Consider the following 13,837-nt stretch of genomic DNA (forward strand, 5'->3'; position numbering starts at 1 on the left):
GCGGAAGTGGGAGCCTTGCCCGGGCGGTTCGTTATCTGGACGCATAGAATCCCCTAGTTGCGACGGTGAGGTCACGATCGGCGCTAGCCATCCTTCGATCGAGTACGGGACTCTCGGCTGCCGTGATGGACTCCTCCTTCAGCGACGCGCGGATGCCGATCCATATTCCCCAGAGTATCCAACTGTTGTTCCAATAATGGACCGTCAATCCCACGAACATGAACATCGCGAGGCCCAATGTGAATGCCGTACGCATGTTGCTCATGTAAGCATCGCAGTTGTGCGGAATGCTGGCGGTCCGCCTGGTCGGAAAGAATGCTGCAGTATTCGCTAGCAGAATAAATATGACCAATGGAATACCAAACCGGAGCGCCAAGGTCAGCCAAACGCTGTCGACTGAGGCGTTGCCAAAGAAATCATCGGGGGAGGCGTACGAACCAAATCCGTACCCCACATAAGGAGAGAGATCGATATAGTAGCCGGCGCTTTCCCAAGTCGCGACACGGAAATATCCGGTAGCTGGGTCGAGCGTCAGATTTGCGACGATCCAAGAGACTGGCTTGTTGGCGACCAGAAATACGATTCCAAGGAACACCAAAAGGCTTGCCACCAAGGCGTGCCACCTCCAGCGCTGCCCCATCAGCAGCTGATCGTAACAATAGACGGATAGTACAATCCCGAATGCCATCAGCGGTGCCGAAGACATTGATAGGACGCATCCAAAAAGGCACAGCCCGCAATACAAAGTTCGACCAAGGAAGCTGCGTTCCGAGTACAGAAAAATGGCGCCGGCGACGGCGCAGAACGAGCCGAATAGGATCGCGTGAGGAAATGTTGAGGTCGCTCGCAGCAAGCCGTAACGATACTCATATCCCGTGCTCTGCAAGCCCATAAGGGCCGCGACGACATTGTGCCGGGTGAGATGCTCTAGGACCGCAACAGCAACGATCGCTGCGGTAACAGGCTTCAGGACTCGGACAAAGGTCTCCAATCCCTGGCGCCCAAAAAAGTAGGCGCGAGCTACGATGTAGCCGCCGGAAAATTCGAGGACGAGAGCGGCCGCGGAAGACCACCCTTGATCCGTTTGCAGTACCGCCGCAAACATCCAGACTGACGCAGCGCATACGAAGAAATCCGATGCGCATAGCCGTCGCCCTCTTTGAAACAACTCGGCCAGGGCAGGAACCAGCAGCAAAGAGATTGCAATCCGCGCCGGAATGAACTTGGCACCCCCCACGTACATTGTCATGTACGAGGGCATGGCGCTCCCGAGCAATAGCAGCCATGCCGCCCATCCATTTGAACCTGTCGCGGTTCTCCTTTCGAGCGTACCGGCCTGGAGTGGCGGTCCACTCTCCGCCAGGCCGGATCCATTGAGGCCGTAGGACGACATGAGCCCTTCTCGATCCGAAACATTAACTGGGATTAGAATAAAGATATATTATTTAATGTCCGATGCCAAATAATATGTTGATAATAAATCTTGCGGCAGTATATTTAATTTTGCTGGCCATGCGGCCAAAGGTGGGAAATGACCTGCTCGATAGAGGTTTATTGCGTCGCCAACGAGCAAGCGACACTTGCTCGAAATCTAAAACGATCTCCAGAACTTGCGGACAGCCGTATTAAGGTTTCCGTCATCTGGGGGGCCACGGCTGCATCAGCGGCATATCACCAGGCAATGGCTACAGCCAGATCGGATATCGTCGTATTCGCCCATCAGGACGTCTATTTTCCCGAGGGCTGGTTTATTGCACTGCGAGCAGCTTGCGAGAGATTGAATTCGATTGACCCGTCGTGGGCTGTCGCCGGTATCTGCGGCATGACGCCCGACGGGGAATTCGTTGGGCATTTGTGGGATTCCGGCCTGGGCACCGTATGCGGTGGGCGATTTGACCGACCCCGCCCCGCTGCGAGTCTCGATGAGGTCGTTTTGATCGTGCGCCGGGCTGCGGGCACTCTGTTCGATCCGAGCCTGCCCTCCTTCCACCTGTACGGAACGGACATCGTGCTGGAGGCAAAGAGGGCCGGCATGAAATCCTATGTGATCGACCTGCCGATTATCCATAATAGCAAGGCAACTCTTCGTCTCGACCACTCCTACCTGACTGCCTACCGCTTCATGATTCGGAAGTGGAGGGCGCAACTTCCTTGGCCGACGGTGATCGTTCAGTTGAGCCGGAATCCCCTGCCGCTGCTGCTTCGTCGTCTCCGGCTGAGGTACAGGGCCATACTGAGAGCGACCACGCTGAACCCCAAGTTCGAGTGTCCTGAAGCAAAAGCGAGGGAGCTCGGATTTGCGCAAGCAAGTGAGGATGCCATTTGACCGATTGCCTGACTGGTGCCGTGCAGAAGGGAGACAATACTGCTGGTAAGCAGCCTTCGATGACGATTGTGGTCTGCATCGAGTCGGGGATGCTGGAGCCACTTACGCTGCGCATGGTGGAGAGCCTTCGTCGCTTCGGCGGCCGCTTTGCAAACCTGGAAGTTATTGCCGTCACGCCTCGGTCTACTCCGGCTCTCACGCGAGAGACGCATCGCCGAATGGAGGAGCTTGGCATCAAGCATCTACGTGTCTTTCCCGATAATCCGTATGTCTGGCACCACTATATGAATAAGGCGGAAGCGATTGCGGCCGTCGAGAGCAGGGTCACGACAGAGGCGATCGCGTGGATCGACAGTGATATCCTATTCTTGCGTGAGCCCAATGGTCTTGAACTTCCCCCCGGGGTAGATTTCCTCGCGAGCGCTCCGGATGCCGGAGTGATCGGGTCGAGGGGGGTAACTGATCCAAATGATCCGTTCTGGGAACGGTCCGCTGCACTCATCGGAAGAGTTGCTGACGACCTTCCATGGCTCCAGACGGGCGATGGACATCGGATTAGGTTCTACTGGAATGCGGGCCTCTATGTGTACCGGCGCAGCACGCGGTTCGGCAGAGAGTTTCTCGCCGACTTCAAGACATTCCTTGATCGCCAGGTGGCCAGAACACACTCGCAAGTGCACTTCATGGATCAGGTCGTGCTGGGCTTGACGGTGATCCGGCTTGGGCTGGCTTGGCAAGCACTGCCGGATTCAAGCAACTTCCCCCTGTGTAGCTATCTGCCGAGAAACTATGACGGGGCAAAGGTAACGGGAGTGAGTGTACTTCACTTTCACGATTCCATGGAGCCGAAGCTCTGGAACAAGCTTCTCGAGACGCTCGTACCCGGACATCCGCAAATCCATGAATGGCTCGAGCCTCAGGGTCCGGTCTCCGTGCCATCTTCGATTCCATCCTCGCTTGCGCGCGAAGGTCTCCGAATGGTTCGAGGCGCACGTAGACGCGCCTACTATGCTCGGTCCGGCTTTATCAAAGCTTGGAGTCCGGCGCGATGATGTCGACCGAATGTGCAGATTTGGAGATCGATAATTGTTAGCGGGCCGCGATAACGACGTGACCTCGCAGGAGGAGCCACGTCATGGTCCAGCGTCCAGAGGGAGAAAGTTGTGGGCATCGATCTGACGGGCCTCCGTGCGCTCAACTTCGCAAACCGAGTCTATGGATTCGATTTTCGGAATACGGTCACTCTCGGAAGACACGAGATTCATTTCTGGAAGCAGGAATTCCGTGCGGCTCAGAGGAATTCGACCCTCGCGTACGATCAGTCGATTGCAGTAGGGCTCTACTGCGAGCCCCTCCTTCGCAAGCTTGGTGCCGAGAACATCGTCTCGATTGACGCCTCAGCTTTCGAAGGTGCATCGCTCATACATGATTTCAATCTTCCGATACCGAGCGATATGCATGAAAAGTTCGATACGTTCCTCGACTTCGGGTCGATCGAGCATATCTTCGATGTCGCGCAGGTGGTCGACAACATAGTGAACCTGGTCAGGCCGGGCGGGCACGTCCTTATAGCGACGAATGCAAACGGCTTTCCCGCGCACGGCCTTTACCAGTACTCGCCGGAGTTCTTCTACAGTCTTTTCAGCAAACGAAATGGCTTCGAAGATACCGCTGTCTTTCTGATCAAGCCATCCCGCCCGAAGAGGTGGCATCTGATCAAGCCGCCCGTGGCCCTCAACCGCAGGAATCAGATCCCCTTTGAGGAGCAGACGGTGCTGGTGGTATTCTCGAGAAAGGTCCGCAGCGTTTCCGACTTGACCGTGCAACAGTCAGACTACGATGCGACGTGGACGAGCTTCGCTACCGGAAGCTGGGCCGCCTGGGATAGACGGAATATTCCGAGGTGGAAGAGCATGCTTCATGAGGTCATGAGTCCTTTCGTTTTTCGAATCCTCTCGTATCACGTCAAATCGTCTCAGGTTCGGCGCAAATACCGGGCCGATCATATTGTCATTGATCCGGATTCCGTGGACCCGAGCGACTTCGCGAGAATGATAGCGGACGCGGCATCGCCGAAGCCGCCCTCAAGGAGCGAACTGAATCAGACTGAAGGGGCAACGCAACTGCATTGATCGGCTGGGCAGGCCAAGACGTTACGCACTGGGCCGCCAGCCGGAGTTCTCCGAGCGAAGGTCTGGCCGCTTTTGATGGACACGGCAACTGGAAGGGTTTGAAAGATGCGAAGCCTCGAACATGCGGTCGAAAGCCCCCGTGCTCCTCTACTGAGCGATCTGAAAAAGCAACGCGCCGCAGCGCCCGAAGCGAACATGAGCTGCTACTTTCATCACATGCGCCACGAGATACGACCGCTGCTGCCGAAGACCGCAACCAACATCCTTGAGATTGGGGCCGCCTCCGGGCAGACGTTGCGCTGGATCAGAACGATCTATCCCGACGCAGTGACGACGGGCGTCGAGATAAATGACGCGGTCGCAGAGGAACTGGCCCGCAATGCGGATGTCGCGATCTTGGGCAGCATTGATGAATGCCTACCTCGGCTCAAAAAGTATGATCTCATACTGTTGCTCGATGTCCTCGAGCATCTGGTCGATGCGAAAACCGTTCTGCAGAACATGCGAGGACTGCTCCAGCCTGGTGGTCATGTCGTGGTGTCCGTACCAAATGTCGCGCATCTCAGTGTTGCGATTCCGCTTCTGTTCAAGCGCCAGTTTGAATATCAGGATGCGGGTATTCTGGACCGCACCCATCTCAGGTTCTTTGTCGAGGATACGGCGATCGGGCTCATGAACGCCGCGGGCCTGAAAGTCTCCAAGGGTCTGATTTCCGGAATGCAAGGCTACAAGGCAAAGACGCTTCATCGTCTTTCGTTCGGCCTGTTGAAGCATCATCTGGCGAAGCAGTACATCATGCTTGGCGAGGCCATCGATGGCGAGGAGTCTCAGAAGTCGCTTAGCTGGGAGATAGCCGAATGAGGTCGCTCGCCTAGCGCGCCCCTTATAAGGCCTCCGCGAGCTACTGGATTCGATACGCCGCGGCGCACGAAAGATTGGAGTGGTACTTGATCGTCGATGTGGCAATCTCATCCCGCTTCAGGTGTGGATTGATGGCCGGCGTACAAAACATATCAGAGGAATTGTTCCCGTTCCCCAAGGATAGTGATCGAGCATTATGAACTTGAAGGCAGTAGCCCGCTATTTTTATGCCAACGTTCCCGGCGTTGCGGCGATCAGGTTTGCTGTCAAAGACAGTGTTGCGCCGTACTTTTTCAAGCCGGAGTTTCACGGAGTGAGGTTGCTTTGCATCGGAAGCGCCTTGATAGTGGATGTGGGCGCAAACCGAGGCCAGAGCACTGCCGCGTTCAAGCGGCTTGCGCCAAACGCCCGTATCATAGCCTTCGAGCCCGAGCCGCGGTCTGCGAAGCGGCTCGCATTTCGCCATCGCCGAGATGACGCTGTGACCATTCTCGATTGCGCGCTTGGCCGTAGGTCCGAGGTTATCGACTTTTTTCTTCCAAGATACGGACGATGGGAGTGCGATGGAATGGCTGCGACCTCCTACGAGGAGGCGACGGCATGGTTAAAAAATCCGGGAAGGATGTACCGTTTTGACGCGAAGAAGCTAACGGTCCAGGAGCATCGGGTGACGTGCAAAGCTCTCGACTCTCTCGATCTGGCTCCGGCTCTCATCAAGCTTCATGCCCAGGGAGCGGAGCTGGATATCCTCAAGGGTGCGCAAGGAACGTTACAACAGCAGAGACCTGCATTAATGTGTGCGTTTACCTCGCCGGCGGTTACTGAATTCCTGTCTGACCTCGGCTATCGCCCCTACGTCTACGATCGGGGATGCTTTAGGTCGGGAACTGCACCGCTATCTGTAACCTTCACTTGGTACCTGACAGAGGCGCACCTGAGGGCATCTCATCGAGCTAGGTGCAGGACGTCCGCGTTTTGGAAAACTATGCGCCGGGGATGGTACCCGACCTAGACGGTCAGACTACAGAGGTTTGCATTGAGTTTCTCGACGGGCGTTTTGATGCCATTGCCACTTACAGGCAAAGGAGTGGGCTACACCTGCGGCTCCCTCGCAGAGGCCATGGTCGATCGGAATTTTGGCGTGACGATCGTCACTCCGCGCAGCCGATGGCCTTTGCCCCTGGTGGAAGTGATCGAGGCCTTGCCCGCTTGGAAGCGGTACTTCCCATATGGCTGGGTGAAGCACAGCGCCAGCCGAAGCATGGAGGCCGCGTTCCTCTCATATCTGGATCGCTGTCGATCGCGCAGGTTGGCTGCCTATCTCTGGCCCAGCGCAAGCATGGAGTTGCTCCAGGAATTGAAACGGCGTGACGTCATGGTTTTTCGAGAGCAGTTCAATTGTCATACCAGGACCGCCAAGACAATTCTTGACCGAGCATATGGCAGGATTGGTGTGGCGCCGATGCATGGGATTACGGACGCGGTGGTTGATTGCGAAACCAAAGATCTTGAGGCCGTGGACTACATATTCTGCCCCAATCAACCGGTCGAAAGTTCGTTGCTTGAGAACGGTGTGTCGAAAAGCAAATGTGTGGAGACAGCATACGGCTGGGACCCAGTTCGCCTTTCGGGAAAGAATCGGCTTCTTCCCTCGAACCATGGTTTGACTGCGGTCTTCGTCGGGATCATTGGCGTGCGAAAGGGAGCCCATTTGATCCTCGATTATTGGGCGAGAAGCGGGGTGACGGGCAGGCTGGTGCTCGCTGGAAGGATGGAGCCAGTCATCAAGGAAAAATACAGCGACTTGCTCGCACGGGATGACGTGACGGTGCTTGACTATGTCGAGGATGTCGGATCGCTTTATCGATCGGCGGACATCTTCGTTTTCCCCTCCTTGGAGGAGGGGGGACCTCAAGTCACTTACGAGGCGTGCGCCTGCGGTCTACCGGTCATAACGACCACCATGGGCGCGGGACGGATCGTCCGAAATGAACGTGAAGGCCTTGTACTGGATCCGTATGATGCAGTTGGTTGGATTGCGGCTATTCGTCGGCTGGCTGAGGATACTGAACTTCGACAACGGATGTCGGTTGCTGCGCTTGAACATGCGCAGCGTTTTACGTGGACCGCGGTCGCTAGCAGGCGCCGCGAGCAAATAATGGGGCGCCTAGGCTATGGCAACTGATCGCGCCAAACTTGCGGTGCTCATCGTCTCGTATTGCAATCCGGATGACGTTGATCGCTGTCTGAAGTCGTTGGTTCATTCTGATTGGAAGGATTTCGAGGTCTTCGTCTGTGAGAACGGTGGGAAGGAAGCGTTCGAGCGGTTGATGGCGGTAGTTGCCGGTCCAGAGCGAACGCTCCGGCAGTTGCACGGCGGCTCGGATCTTCTGGATCAAGCCAGAGGAAGACTGGCCGCCGTCGAAAAATATCGATTTACGAGCAGGACAAATATCGTTCGGCTTGGACTTGCGGTGGATAATCTGGGCTATGGCGGTGGTGTCAACGCGTGGCTCGAGCAATTCCTTGAAAGCCCGGGCTGGGATGCGGTGCTCGTTCTCAATCCCGACACCGAAGTGGACAGCCATTGCTTGTCCGAACTAATGGCGAAGGCTGCCGCAGGTTTTGGTATGGTTGGTGCGACCTTGGTGTTCGATCACGTGCCGGATAAAATCATCAACTACGGTCTTCATTGGTCTTCCACGACGGGCCGTGTCGTAGCAGTTGGTCGGAACGCTCCGGCGGGGAGTGCTCCGTCGCACAAGCAGATGTCTGAGATTGACGCGATCAGCGGTGCTTGCGTTCTGGTCACTCGCGATTTCGTTGAAGAGGTCGGCCTGATGACTGAAGATTACTTCCTCTACATGGAGGATCTGGACTGGGGGCGTCGCCGTGGCAAGCATCGGATCGGCTTTGCAGAAAGAGCGATCGTACGGCACATCGGGGGCACGGCTATCGGCTCTGCCGTAGATCCGAGGAAACGCTCCTACTTGTCGGTGTACCTGTCTGCCCGCAATAGCATTGTCTACGCTCGCAGGGAGGCGGGATGGCGATGGGGCCTCCATTTTGCTTTCGGCTTGTTGTACGCGACCAGATACGTCGCCATGGGGGCTCCAACCGCCGCGAAGATCACGGTCAGGGGACTGATAGACGGAGTGCTGGGAAAGACCGGAAAGCCGGACGCTTCCCTGCGATTGCACGTGTTTGGCTAGGCGCTCCTGTGTACCAGCGTCTTCTGGAGCATCGGCCGTTGTAGCTCTGGGAATCCCGATCGAGCAGGGAGCGCGCGCGGCAGCGGCTGGGAGGGGCGTTCATGCTTAACGTGTCGCGGATCGCGTCCAGCCGCGCCATGAAAGGTCAGAGAAAGGCCAGCGCCGCTGGCTTCCTTGAGGCCGCAGTCGTATTGGCCCGAGGGTACCGATCAGCAGACTCGATACAACTGCGAACGAGCTGTCGGAGCTCCACGCTGGTGCGACTAGAGCATCCGCCGAGCTGAATGAATCGAAAGGGATTCCCAAATCAGCTGTGAGGTGATTCAAACTGCCTGCCGGGGCTGGAGGCCGGCGGGCATGTCGAAGGCTCTTTCGCTGGATCTTCGAGTTAGGGTTCTGGCCGCGGTGAAGGCGGGGGCATCGCACCGCGAGGCAGGTGAACGGTTTGGGGTGAGCGCGGCAAGCGTGAGCCGGTGGGGAATGCGCGAGCGCCAGCAGGGTGATGCACGCCCGAAGGCGCTCGGTGGAGACCGCAGGTCCGGCCGCATCGAGGCGCACAAGGAGACGATCCTTGCGATGCTGAAGGCGACGCCGGATGTCTCGATCGAGGAGCTGCGCCGGAGCCTGGCCCAAAAGGGGCTGGTGTTCGGCGAAGGCACACTCCGTCGCTTCCTGATGCGGCACGGCATCACGCGCAAAAAAAGACCGCACACCAGCGAGCAGGACCGGCCGGACGTCGTAAAGCGGCGCCAGGATTGGCTCGAGGGCCAGCCTGCGCTTGATCCCAAGCGCCTCGTCTTCATCGATGAGAGTGTGCTGCAGACAGCGGAAGGAGTTCAACATGAACTAAGACCGATGGTGAAGCTGCGGGAAAGATGGGGGCTGGCCCCCCGAGATCGGCTTTCAGGAGCGGGTCTCAAACCAGTCCGAGCTGCTGCGGTAAAGAGCCGTGGTGGTGAGCGTCGGATCAAAAGTTCGGATTAAACCGAGCAGGTGAGTGTCCGAAAGACGAACGAAAGTGAACCCTCCGAGGACGCGTCGTTATGAATCCAAGCGTCGTCAAAACCAGGACCGTCTCGTCATCCTGGGACAAGTCCGCCAGATGCCTGACAACCGGGCGGGCGGCGACCGGCGTAGAGGGGGCGTGAGTTGGACACAGGCTTTCGCGCGGAACTGCAGGAACCAGGCTCTTGATGCCAAGGGAGAAGCGCAAGCGGCGACAACCGTGAGGCGAGAGTACCGATGCAAGAGACTGGGGCGGACCGATCCGTAGGAGCGTTGACGGCCCTGTAATGGGGTCGGAGCAAAGGGATCGGGTCAGGTCGTCGTACTCTAGAACCAACTGGAAACAGGATGACTTCGAACGGTGCGACAAACAAGCCGTTCTCGATAGAGAAGCGGCGAGTGTACGAAGCGTACAAGGCGGTCAAATCCAATCGTGGTGCGGCCGGGGTGGACGGACAGACCTTGGAGATATTCGAGACAGATCTGGCAGGGAATCGCTACAAGATCTGGAATCGCATGTCGTCAGGGACCTACTTTCCACCTCCGGTGCGCGCCGTCTCCATTCCAAAGAAGACGGGCGGCGAAAGGATTTTAGGTGTGCCCACTATCGGCGATCGGATCGCGCAGATGGTGGTCAAACAGATGATTGAGCCGGAACTGGAATCCATCTTCCTGCAGGACTCTTACGGATACAGGCCAGGAAAATCGGCTCTGGACGCCGTGGGCGTCACGCGTCAGCGGTGCTGGAAATATGATTGGGTTCTGGAGTTCGACATCAAAGGGCTGTTTGACAATCTTCCGCATGATCTTCTGCTGAAGGCGGTCCGGAAACACGTGCAATGCAGATGGGCGCTGCTCTACATCGAAAGGTGGCTGACGGCGTCAATTGAAAAGGACGGGAAGCTTGTTGAGCGGAGCCGCGGAACCCCGCAAGGGGGCGTGATCAGCCCAATACTGGCCAACCTGTTCCTGCATTATACGTTCGATCTCTGGATGGCGCGGACACATCCCGACCTCCCTTGGTGTCGATATGCTGACGACGGACTGGTGCACTGCCGGACGGAGCGAGAAGCAGAGGCCATTAGGGCGGAGCTTCAAGCGAGGTTGGAGGTGTGCGGACTTCAGATGCACCCGACAAAGACGCAGATCGTCTATTGCAAGGACAACAGGCGTCGGCGAACGTATCCGAGGGTCAAGTTTGACTTTCTCGGATATCAGTTCAGGCCGCGGCAGGTGGCAACGTCGCAGCGGAAGGAATTCTTTTGTGGATACACCCCGGCGGTCAGTCCGACAGCTTTGAAGGCCATGCGAGCAACGATCCGAAGCTTGCACATTCCCCGGCAAACGCCGGGGACGCTGGCTGAGATTGCCCAACAGATCAATCCGCTCCTCCGGGGGTGGATAGGTTATTACGGTCGGTTCAGCCGTTCAGCGCTGTTCTCTCTGGTCGACTACGTCAATCAGAAGCTGAAGGCGTGGATCATGCGAAAGTACAAGCGCTTCCGGCTCCACAAAACGGTGCTTCGCTGTTCTTGCGAAAGCTGGCTCGGGACAATGCGGAGCTGTTCGTACACTGGCAGTTGTTCGGAACGACCACGTTCACCTGACGGGAGCGGTGTGAACCGAGAGGCTCACGCACCGTTCTGCGAGAGGCCGGGGTGAAAATCCCCCGGCCTACTCACCCCTGGGCTTCGACCAATATGGCCCGCCGCTACGGCCGCTGTCCGCGTGGAGAGCGGCTGAAGGTCGGGATCCCCCACGGCCATTGGAAGACCACGACCTTCGTGGCCGGAATCACCTCCAGCGGCATCATCGCCCCCTGGGTCCTCGACGGACCGATCAATCGCGACGCCTTCGAAGTCTATGTCGAGAAGGTTCTCATCCCCGACCTTCCGCCAGGCGCCATCGTCGTCATGGACAACCTGTCCAGCCACAAGGGACCAAGGGTCCGCCAGATGATCGAAGCTGCCGGTGCAAGCCTGCTCTACCTGCCTCTCTACAGCCCCGACTTCAATCCGATCGAGAATGCCTTCGCCAAGCTCAAGGCACTCTTGCGTCAGGCCGCAGAACGAACCGTCGACGGCCTCTGGAGCGTGATTGGTCGCATCATTGATCGCTTCACATCAATGGAATGCCGCAACTACTTCATCGCCGCAGGATACGCTGCAACATGATCGGCGGATGCTCTAGCCCAACAGCCGCACAAGATCTTTTCCGAGCTTCTGTAAACTAACGAACAACATGGACGCGTCACTCAAGAAAATGAACAGAAGTGCATGGACTATATACATGTGATCCCGAAGTCGGATCAGCATGCGCTCGAATAGCGCTCGCGGATATGGAATTGCGTAGAAGAGTAAGACGCACGACGGTCCTAAGACGAGGGAGCCGACTACGTCGCTCGGATAGTGCCATCCGAAGATGATCCGCGGCAACGCTATAATGACGGCGACCCAGAGAAAGCAAAGCAGTCCGACCAATCGATTCTCTATGAGGATCAGTGTGGCTAGTGCAAAGAATAGTGTCGAGGTATCGCTGGGGAACGAGTCTCTGCGGTCCCAATCCAAACTCCATCGCGGATCGGCTACATTCAAAGGAAACGCTGGGTCCAGAAGCGGACGAATGTGAGTGACAAAATGAAATTGTATCCAGACGGAGAGAACGGTCGCAAGGCAAACCGCAATAAGTCCTGTGAGCATCCGGCTGCGCCGTTCTCGGTCATCGCCCGCGAACCACAAGGCGAGCATTGAGAAGAATATCGGAAATCCCCTGAACAAGGAATTGTTGGCAAGTTCCCATACGTATAGCGAGTCAGTTGCAGCGAACGAGTTGAGCCTGAGAAGGAGGTCCCGATCCCATGCGCCGCTTACCGTCCCGCTAAACCTCGCCGCAAGAAGCGGCAATCCGAAGATTGCAGCGGCGAGCGCAACTGCTGGCGCGAACGATGTGCTTTTCGACATTCTATCCCGGGGGGGGCGCGCGGCCTCCGCGGGCGTGATCGAGATCACAGATGACGTCGTCTGGTTGTTCGCGAGCTGCCGTTTCATCCGTATAAACTCCATTGGTTCCAAAGTTATATTAATTCGTCAGAAAAATAAATGGAGGCGATATTATAATTAAATAAAACGATAGGCTCGTGGGTGCGGTGACTTCACATGACCTGGGGGGCGGCACTACTGAACCTGCTATCCACCCGGCTATCCTGCCCGCACCATTAACCAGTCGTCGCCCAACAACGGCAGTCCCCAAGTTTAAGACGAATTGCTGCCGCTGGCGCAGGGCGCATTCGGCGAGGTGGTTAACTGCCCACCCCTGAAACGCGGGAGATATGGCATCGCTCTTTTAGGGATATCGTTCGGAGCGTGATCGCCAAGACAGCCCCAATGCAGGCACCGGCCCCGGCTAGGCCGATCGAAGGGGGGCCGACCGAGATCGACCGTCGCCTAGATCCTGGTCTCCGAATATGGCGTCCGCCTGCCGCTGTGCCCGCAGCCGCGAATTGTGCCCATTGATCTCGTCCCAGCGTTCTTTCAACGGAGGTCCTGCTCCCGTTGTCGGCGAAGCGCTCAAGCCCGTCGAAAAGGGCATCGGTGGCCGCAGCGCCGAAGAGCGCTGTTCGTTTCGGCAGCAGAAGAGCCGGCCGCTTGAGAAGGCTTGGAGGGCTGGCTCAGTGCAGAGCTCGCGTTGATCAGCCAAAAGAGCAAGCTGGCCGACGCCGGCCGGAACGGTCTGACGCGCCTCACCGAAGATGGCGGCATCGAGCTCGACAACAGCGCGGTCGAGCGCTTCATCCGTCTGATCACGCTTTGGAAAAATACGCCGTTCGCAGGCTCCGACGGCGGCGCCGAGCACTGGGCCATCATCGCCTCCGTGCTTGAAATCTGTAAGCTGAACGACGTCGATCCGCTTGCCTATCTGTCTGACACTCACCTGCATCGTCAACGGCCCGGTAGCGACATCGATGAGCTGCCTCGGTGGGGCCCATAGTCGCAACGCATCCAGCTATGGTTTGAAAACTCACAAAGCGCATTGAGACTGTGCGGTGTCGTTACGAAAGGTGCGAGCCGCGCACCGCGTGTGACGAAGGTGCAAATTGGCTTTGCGACAATATTTATTGTCGCATTGAATAAACCAAGGTATGCAAATGAAAATATTAACCGACGAACGCAACGCGTCACCATAAGTGTCGGACCACAATGCGCAACGCCAACTATTCCACAGAAATCGTTCGCGTCGGGCGATAATATTCTTTGTTTTGAATCTCAACCGATTCACAATGCGTTCGTCTAGGCATTTCCACA

Annotated in this window: 10 protein-coding genes and 3 pseudogenes; 11 read left to right on the forward strand and 2 right to left on the reverse strand. The window is 57.0% G+C overall.

All coding sequences use genetic code 11. From position 1 onward, the window contains the following. Window positions 1–31: 31 nt before the first annotated feature. Window positions 32–1,393, reverse strand: a complete 1,362-nt coding sequence (locus XH85_RS14735; RefSeq protein ID WP_128932368.1) for an O-antigen ligase family protein — start codon at window positions 1,391–1,393, stop codon at window positions 32–34. A 138-nt stretch (window positions 1,394–1,531) separates the two neighbouring features. Here XH85_RS14735 and XH85_RS14740 point away from each other — a divergent pair, with 138 nt between their 5' ends. The 10 genes and pseudogenes from XH85_RS14740 to XH85_RS14790 form a co-directional block, all read left to right on the forward strand. Then, window positions 1,532–2,326 carry a glycosyltransferase family 2 protein gene (locus XH85_RS14740; RefSeq protein WP_128932369.1) on the forward strand — a complete coding sequence of 265 codons (795 nt, stop codon included), beginning with the start codon at window positions 1,532–1,534 and terminating at the stop codon, window positions 2,324–2,326. After that, window positions 2,323–3,378: a glycosyltransferase family protein gene (locus tag XH85_RS14745; RefSeq protein ID WP_128932370.1), complete on the forward strand. Its 1,056-nt coding sequence runs from the start codon at window positions 2,323–2,325 to the stop codon at window positions 3,376–3,378. The genes XH85_RS14740 and XH85_RS14745 overlap by 4 nt, the downstream gene beginning before the upstream one ends. A 111-nt stretch (window positions 3,379–3,489) precedes the next feature. After that, complete coding sequence (locus tag XH85_RS14750; protein WP_128932371.1) at window positions 3,490–4,458, forward strand: class I SAM-dependent methyltransferase; 969 nt, start codon at window positions 3,490–3,492, stop codon at window positions 4,456–4,458. Between the two features lie 105 nt (window positions 4,459–4,563). Next, a complete protein-coding gene (locus XH85_RS14755; RefSeq protein WP_245473494.1) occupies window positions 4,564–5,319 on the forward strand; it encodes a class I SAM-dependent methyltransferase in 756 nt (251 codons plus the stop codon). A 196-nt stretch (window positions 5,320–5,515) separates the two neighbouring features. Continuing rightward, on the forward strand, window positions 5,516–6,331 hold the full coding sequence (locus XH85_RS48015; protein WP_128932372.1) for an FkbM family methyltransferase: 816 nt from the start codon (window positions 5,516–5,518) through the stop codon (window positions 6,329–6,331). A 108-nt stretch (window positions 6,332–6,439) separates the two neighbouring features. Then, entirely contained in the window at window positions 6,440–7,504 is a 1,065-nt protein-coding gene (locus XH85_RS14765) for a glycosyltransferase family 4 protein (RefSeq protein WP_164940288.1), read from the forward strand. Beyond that, the gene (locus XH85_RS14770) at window positions 7,494–8,531 is read left to right on the forward strand and encodes a glycosyltransferase family 2 protein (protein ID WP_128932374.1); all 1,038 of its coding nucleotides are present in this window, start codon (window positions 7,494–7,496) and stop codon (window positions 8,529–8,531) included. Before XH85_RS14765 ends, XH85_RS14770 begins: the two co-directional genes overlap by 11 nt. A 357-nt stretch (window positions 8,532–8,888) precedes the next feature. Then, window positions 8,889–9,356, forward strand: a pseudogene (locus XH85_RS14775) (IS630 transposase-related protein); the annotation flags it as partial. A gap of 528 nt (window positions 9,357–9,884) precedes the next feature. Beyond that, window positions 9,885–11,143: pseudogene (gene ltrA / locus XH85_RS14785) on the forward strand (group II intron reverse transcriptase/maturase). Window positions 11,144–11,221: 78 nt separating this feature from the next. Next, window positions 11,222–11,710 (forward strand): annotated as a pseudogene (locus XH85_RS14790) (IS630 family transposase); the annotation flags it as partial. 12 nt (window positions 11,711–11,722) lie between these two features. Here the strand turns inward: XH85_RS14790 and XH85_RS14795 are convergent. Beyond that, the gene (locus tag XH85_RS14795) at window positions 11,723–12,583 is read right to left on the reverse strand and encodes a phosphatase PAP2 family protein (protein ID WP_245474115.1); all 861 of its coding nucleotides are present in this window, start codon (window positions 12,581–12,583) and stop codon (window positions 11,723–11,725) included. 607 nt (window positions 12,584–13,190) lie between these two features. Between XH85_RS14795 and XH85_RS14800 the strand changes: the two genes are divergently transcribed. Next, the gene (locus XH85_RS14800) at window positions 13,191–13,523 is read left to right on the forward strand and encodes an IS66 family transposase (protein ID WP_420837883.1); all 333 of its coding nucleotides are present in this window, start codon (window positions 13,191–13,193) and stop codon (window positions 13,521–13,523) included. Window positions 13,524–13,837: the final 314 nt, after the last annotated feature.

The sequence above is a fragment of the Bradyrhizobium zhanjiangense genome (genome assembly GCF_004114935.1).
GTDB lineage: Bacteria > Pseudomonadota > Alphaproteobacteria > Rhizobiales > Xanthobacteraceae > Bradyrhizobium > Bradyrhizobium zhanjiangense.